The following is a 5,865-nucleotide window of genomic DNA, read 5'->3' as shown; positions in this document are numbered from 1 at the left end:
TTGCCGGTACCGCCGCGGCTGGCGCGGAGCTTGAGGGTCATGAGGCGGGAGAGCCCGCTGGCCCACCCCTCGTCGGAGACGGTCCAGGCGCCGGACAGGGCTGCGAAGTTGCCGTAGCGGCTGTTTTCGCCGAAACGGGACGACCCGTCGCGCCGCAGGCTGGCCATGAGAACGTAGCGTTCACGCCAGGTCCAGTTGGCGCGGGTGAAGTACGACACCAAGGTGTTCTCGGTCTGGCTGCCGTCGAAGACGGAGACCAGGGCCGCGTTGCCGACGTAGCGCTCGAAGCCGGTGGGAAAGCCGGTGCCGGCGACGTAGCTGAAGTTGGTGGAGTTGCGCTCCTGACTGGCGCCGGCGGTGAGGCGCAGCGTCTGGTTGTCGGAGTCGATGAGGTCCCAGTTGCCGAACGTTTCGGCCAGGAAGCGGTAGGCGCGGGTGCGTCCGTTGGCCCCCTCGCCGCCCACGCTGGTGCTCACGGCGCGGTCCACCTTGGGCGAACGCCAGCGGAGCTCGTCGAGGGAGTAGATGTCGCTGCCGAGGCGCGCGGACACGTTGATCTTGTCGGTGACGTTATAGCGCGCCTCCGTGTTCCCCAAGGCGCGCAGCGTGGTCACGTTGAGCGAGCTGTAGGTGGCGGTAGCCACCGGGTTGGAGTAAATGAGGCCGTTGGCGATGCCGGCGAAGCCGAAGGAGTTGCCGCGTATCGGCGAGAAGGGCTGCATGGCCATCGCGTTGGTGACGATGCCGTCGATGTTCTGGTCGCCGGGGACGCGGTCGTTGGACTCGCGGGTGAGCCCGATGTTGGAGGTGATGGTGAGCTTGCTGGTGGCCTGCGCGTCGGTGTTGGGGCGCAGCGCCTGCCGCTGGTAGTCGGAGCCGATGACGATGCCGGTCTGCCGCGTGTCGCTGCCGCTGAGGAACATGCGGAGGCGGTCGGTGCCGCCGCTCACGCTCATGTTGACCTCGCTCATGGGCGCCTGGCGGAAGACGGCGGACTGCCAGTCGGTGTTGATGCTGTCGGTGCCGGCGGCGAAGCGGGGGGCGAGCCCTTGGTTGGTACGCGCCTCGTTCATCACGGCCACGTACTCGGACGCGTTGAGCAGATCGACGGTGCGCTCCACCTCCTGCGAGGCGGTGAAGGCGCTCATGTTGAAGCGGAAGCGGTTGCCGCCGGCGCCACGCTTGGTGGTGATGACGATCACGCCGTTGGAGCCGCGGGAGCCATAGATGGCGGCGGCGGCGGCGTCCTTGAGTACGTCAATGGAGGCGACGTCGTCCGGGTTGATCGCCGAGATGGGAGTCATGCGCTGGCCGCTGGTGCCGGTGATCTGCTCGAAGGACCCCTGCAGCATGGGGACGCCGTCGATCACGTAAAGCGGCTGGCTGCCGGCGTTCAGCGAGGCGGGGCCGCGGATACGCACCGACACGCCGCCGCCAGGCTCGCCGCTGTTCTGCATCACCTGGACGCCGGCGATCCGCCCCTGCAGGGCGTTGTCGAGGCTCACGACGGGGATGGCATCGAAGGCGCTGCTGTCCACGCTGGCGATGGCGTTACTGACGGTGGCGCGCCGGCTGCTGCCATAGCCGGTGGCCACGACAGTACTGAGGACGGCGGCCACGGGGCGCAGGCGGATGTCCACCGTGACGGTGCTCCCCGCGGTCAGGTCAACCGTGCGCTGTAAAGCGGCGTACCCGAGGCGCTGCGCGCGCACGGTGACCCGCCCGGCGGGGACGCCAGCGAGCTGGTAGGCACCCGTCTCCGAGGTGACCGCGCGCGCGGGGGCGCCGGTGACGGTCATCTGTACCCCGGACAGGGGGCGGCCGGTGGTGGAGTCGGTGACGGTGCCGCGCACGGTGCCGGTCGCCCCCTGCGCCCACAGGGCGCGGCCGGCCGGCGTGGCCATCAGGACCCCGGCGAGCGCGACAAGGAACGCCACCCGCGGCATCGCGGGCGCCCTCCCCGCTATGATAGTCCACAACCATCGACGAGCGCGCATGACTTCCTCCGAAAGCGGGATGACGGGACAGTTGGTTGTCAAGCGGTGGCTCGTCCTCCGCGGTATCGTGGAGACACGCATCGCCCCATCACTGTCCACGCGCTCACCGTCTACCGACGGGGCGCACACTGTGAGGCCAGTCACCGTCGCGATAATAGGCCTCGATGTCCAAAAGCGCGAGAGTCAGCTGTCCATCAAGGCGGACGACGGGTCGATCACCGACCGCCGGATTGCGACGAGTCGAGAGCGGTTCACGGCCGTATTCGGAGAGCTGCCGCAGGCTCGTATTGTGCTCGAGGCGAGCACCGAGAGCGAGTGCGTGGCCCGCCACCTGGAGTCGCTCGGCCACGAGGTGATCGTCGCGGATCCGAACTACGCGCCGATGTACGCCAATCGTTCGCGCCACACAAAGACCGATAAACGCGATACGCGGACGTTGATGGACGCGTGCGAAACGGGCGCCTGACGTCCCGCGAATCGCCTCTCCGAGGCGCGCCGTCACGTGCGCGCCGAGTTGGCCGTACGGGATGCGCTCGTGCGCACACGGACGCGGTATATCGCGCTCGCGAAGGCGCTGGTGCGCCGCGATGGCTTACGCGTCCCCACCAGCTCGAGCGCGTGGGTGCCCACACGAATGGCGGAGCTCGACCTCTCGCCGACGTTGACGTCGGAGTTGGCCCCGCGCTTCGCGGTGTTCGCGCCGCTCACGGCACAGATCGCGGTCGCGGATGCGCGCATCGCCGGCTTCGTGAACGAGGAGCCGATCGCGGCGCTCCTCACCACGGCGCCCGGCGTGGGCCCGGTCACCGCGTGCGCCTTCGTGGCCACGATCGACGACCTCACACGGTTTCGCACGGCTCACGAACTCGAGGCCTCTCTCTGCGTGGTGCCCAGCGCGCGCCGTTCGGGGGAAAAACGCCAGCTCGGTCGTATTACGAAAGCCGGCAACGGGCGCCTGCGCTGGCTGCTGGTCGAGGCGGCGTGGACGATCCTGCGCTCGAAGTCCGCGGCAAACGCATTGCGGTGGTTGCGCTCGCGCGTCGACTGGCCGGCAATTTGTCTGCGATGTGGCGCGACGATGTGGCGTACGACGCACACCGTATTCGTCCGCTGCCAGCGGCCATCTCTCAACGCGGGGGGTAGGCACCGCACGACCAAGCGCGAATCGAGTGGACTGAATCGGGAGCGGCGAGCGCGGGAATTTCCTTGACGCAGTACGCAGGACATCGACGTCGTGGGAGAGTGGGCGCCGTCCGCTCTTTCGTACCACCCTCATGCGCCGGGACCTTCGCGTCCCATCCGAGAGCGCGAACAAAAGGCTGAGCAGCACCTCGAGGATCGCTCGGACCATCGGAGCACACTCGACGGCAAGCCCAGAAAAAGCACCTTACTCTTCACTTAATGAACTGGACCAGGTGGATTGATGCTCCGACCCCCACCTCGGAGCAGGCGATGGCGCGTACCGCCGCAGGTCTTCCCCCAGGGACCCGACTGACCGATCACATCAGTCTGAGCGTGTTGACGGCGCGGTTCCCTTTGCACACCGTCGAGCCGGTGCTGTTCGAGACGGAGCGCATGAGCCAGCGCGAGCGCGATCTGCCGGCGCACGTGATGGTCTACTACGCGATGGCGCTCGCGCTGTACGCGGACGTGTCGACACGCGAGGTGCTGCGCTGCCTGCTCGAAGGGGTGCGTTGGCTCGGCGAGCCGGGCGCGGTCGCCGAGCCGGCGGGCCCGTCGGGGATTTCGCAGGCGCGGACGCGCTTGGGTGCCGCGCCGCTGGAGGCGCTCTATCGCGCCGTGGTGCAGCCGGTGGCGACGCGCGAGACGCCCGGCGCGTGGTATCGCGACTGGCGCGTGACGAGCCTTGATGGCACGACGCTCGATGTCGCCGATACGGCCGCGAATCGCGACACCTTTGGCCGCCCGGCCAGCGCGCGCGGGGCGAACGCCACGAGGGCCTTCCCGCAGCTGCGCCTCGTCGGCTTGGTCGAGACCGGGACCCATGTCCTTTGCAGCGCGCAGCTCGGCGCGTATGCGACGGGAGAAGTGACGCTCGCCGCCGCCGTGGTCTCCACGCTCACGCCGGAGATGCTCTGTCTGGCGGATCGCGGCTTCGTCGGCGTTGATCTGTGGCAGCAGGCGGCGGCGACCGGGGCCGCGCTGCTCTGGCGCGTGAAGGCCACCCTGACGTTGCCGGTGGAGACGCGCTACGCCGATGGCTCGTATCGCAGTGCGCGCCGCTGGAACAGCCATTGCCGGAGCGTGGACCGCACGCCGGTCCCGGTGCGCGTCATCGAGCACACGCTGCCCGGCCTCGCCGAGGCGGCGACGCGCTACCGCCTCATCACGACGATCCACGCGCCCGCCGTCGAGCTGGCCGCACTCTATCACGAGCGCTGGGAGATTGAGACCGCGTTCGACGAGTTCAAGACGCCTCTGCGCGGCGCCCGGCGCGTGCTGCGGAGCAAGACCCCGGAGCTGGTGCGGCTAGAGGCGTGGGGCTTTCTCCTCGCGCACTTCGCGATTCGCGCGCTGATGCACGAGGCGGCGCTCGGCGCCCATCCCCACCCGCGCGATCCCGACACGCTGTCCTTCACGCAGGCGCTCCGCGTCACCCGCCGCACGCTGCCCCACGTGGCGGCTCTTCCCCCCTCAGGACGTGGCGCGCTGGCACCAGGTGCTTCTGGACGAGCGGCGCGAGGAGTCCGTGCGCTCCAGCCGCGGGCGCGTCGTGCCCCGCGGCGTCAAACGGAAGATGAGTAACTACCCGCTGCGCCCACGACGACGACACAATACGCGCTATGCGAACTACCGCGTGCGGATCGTTAAGTGAAGAGTATTGAGGCTAACCACGCGCGCGAACGAACCGCATACTTCACTATGTCCCGAGTGAGCTTCCGATTCCGCGCTGCGGATGCAGCGGCACGGAAGATTCCTCCACGCAGATAGCGAAAAATGCCTTTCTTGTCTGGTCTTGGCTTGCGCCGTCGGAGCGCGGTTACCGCGGCTGTGGCAATGAGCGCCCTGCTTTGTGCCGAGACGGCCAAGGCACAGCTGACCAACTACACGATTCAAGGCGTCTTCACCGATGCCAGCAGTGGCGACGAAGCGCTCCAAAGTGCGATCAACCCAGTGCTTGGTGCGAACACGTTTTTCAGCGTTCTGCTGTCGATAGACACGCCCGCAACGGGCGGGACGGCGTTTATCGAGGGGGGGGAACCGGAACCGTGTAAAAGGCTGTTTCCAGCGCGTCGTCGTCGTTTGGTACCTTCTTCAGTTCTGGAGGTAAGGGACGCGCGGGCGCTGTCCTTCCAGTTCAGCTTCTTCCTAGCCGATTTCTTCGCTAACACCCTTACCAGCGAATCGGCAATCCCCGATCTGAGGTCCCTAGCCCTCTCAGGCAATTTCGCTGTGTTTGCACCCCCAGCTAATCCAATCCCTCAACCATTCGACCGTGCCAACTTCGGCTTGCGCGTCACCTCGATCACGCTCCAACAAGTGGTGCCCGAACCGTCGACGTACATGCTGCTCGCTGCCGGCCTCGCAGGACTTGGCGTCATCTCTCGCCGCCGCCGTCACCAGTGGGCGATCGATTGAGGTTGGTTGCTCGGAACAGATCACACAGAGAATAGGAGGAAAGGAGAAAAAGAGAGCAGAAGATCTCTTTTCTCCTTATCTCTTTTTCTCCTGACCTCTGTGTGATCATTTCAGCTTTTGAGGAATGTCACTCCCCCAATACCGACTGCGCGATCGCATCGAGCCCGCCACGCAGAGGATCGCCCACCGGCACCCCCAACTCCTTCGACACACGCTGCGCGTACTCGTGCCAAGCCTCGTCACAGAGCGACGACGAATTGATGCTCAC

General features: G+C 67.0%; 4 protein-coding genes and 1 pseudogene. 4 read left to right on the top strand and 1 reads right to left on the bottom strand.

Annotated elements, in window-relative coordinates; translation table 11 throughout:
• Window positions 1-1,946 (bottom strand): SusC/RagA family TonB-linked outer membrane protein (locus ACESNG_RS08200; RefSeq protein WP_373068511.1); only part of this gene is annotated, 1,946 nt, incomplete at its 3' end.
• Between the two features lie 49 nt (window positions 1,947-1,995).
• On the opposite strand from ACESNG_RS08200, the gene ACESNG_RS08195 reads away from it, so the two are divergent.
• The 4 genes and pseudogenes from ACESNG_RS08195 (at window position 1,996) to ACESNG_RS08180 (ending at window position 5,597) form a co-directional block, all read left to right on the top strand.
• A complete protein-coding gene (locus tag ACESNG_RS08195) occupies window positions 1,996-2,463 on the top strand; it encodes a transposase (RefSeq protein ID WP_373057944.1) in 468 nt (155 codons plus the stop codon).
• Window positions 2,464-2,499: 36 nt separating this feature from the next.
• A complete protein-coding gene (locus ACESNG_RS08190) occupies window positions 2,500-3,207 on the top strand; it encodes a transposase (protein WP_373057946.1) in 708 nt (235 codons plus the stop codon).
• 242 nt (window positions 3,208-3,449) lie between these two features.
• Window positions 3,450-4,652, top strand: a pseudogene (locus ACESNG_RS08185) (IS4 family transposase); the annotation flags it as partial.
• Window positions 4,653-5,015: 363 nt separating this feature from the next.
• Entirely contained in the window at window positions 5,016-5,597 is a 582-nt protein-coding gene (locus ACESNG_RS08180; protein WP_373057948.1) for a PEP-CTERM sorting domain-containing protein, read from the top strand.
• The last annotated feature ends 268 nt before the right edge of the window (window positions 5,598-5,865 follow it).

Origin of the sequence: Gemmatimonas sp., assembly GCF_041689975.1 — a bacterium.
Taxonomy (GTDB): Bacteria; Gemmatimonadota; Gemmatimonadetes; order Gemmatimonadales; family Gemmatimonadaceae; genus Gemmatimonas.
Note: the sequence above shows the minus strand (reverse complement) of the source record. Positions and strands in the feature narration are given on the sequence as shown.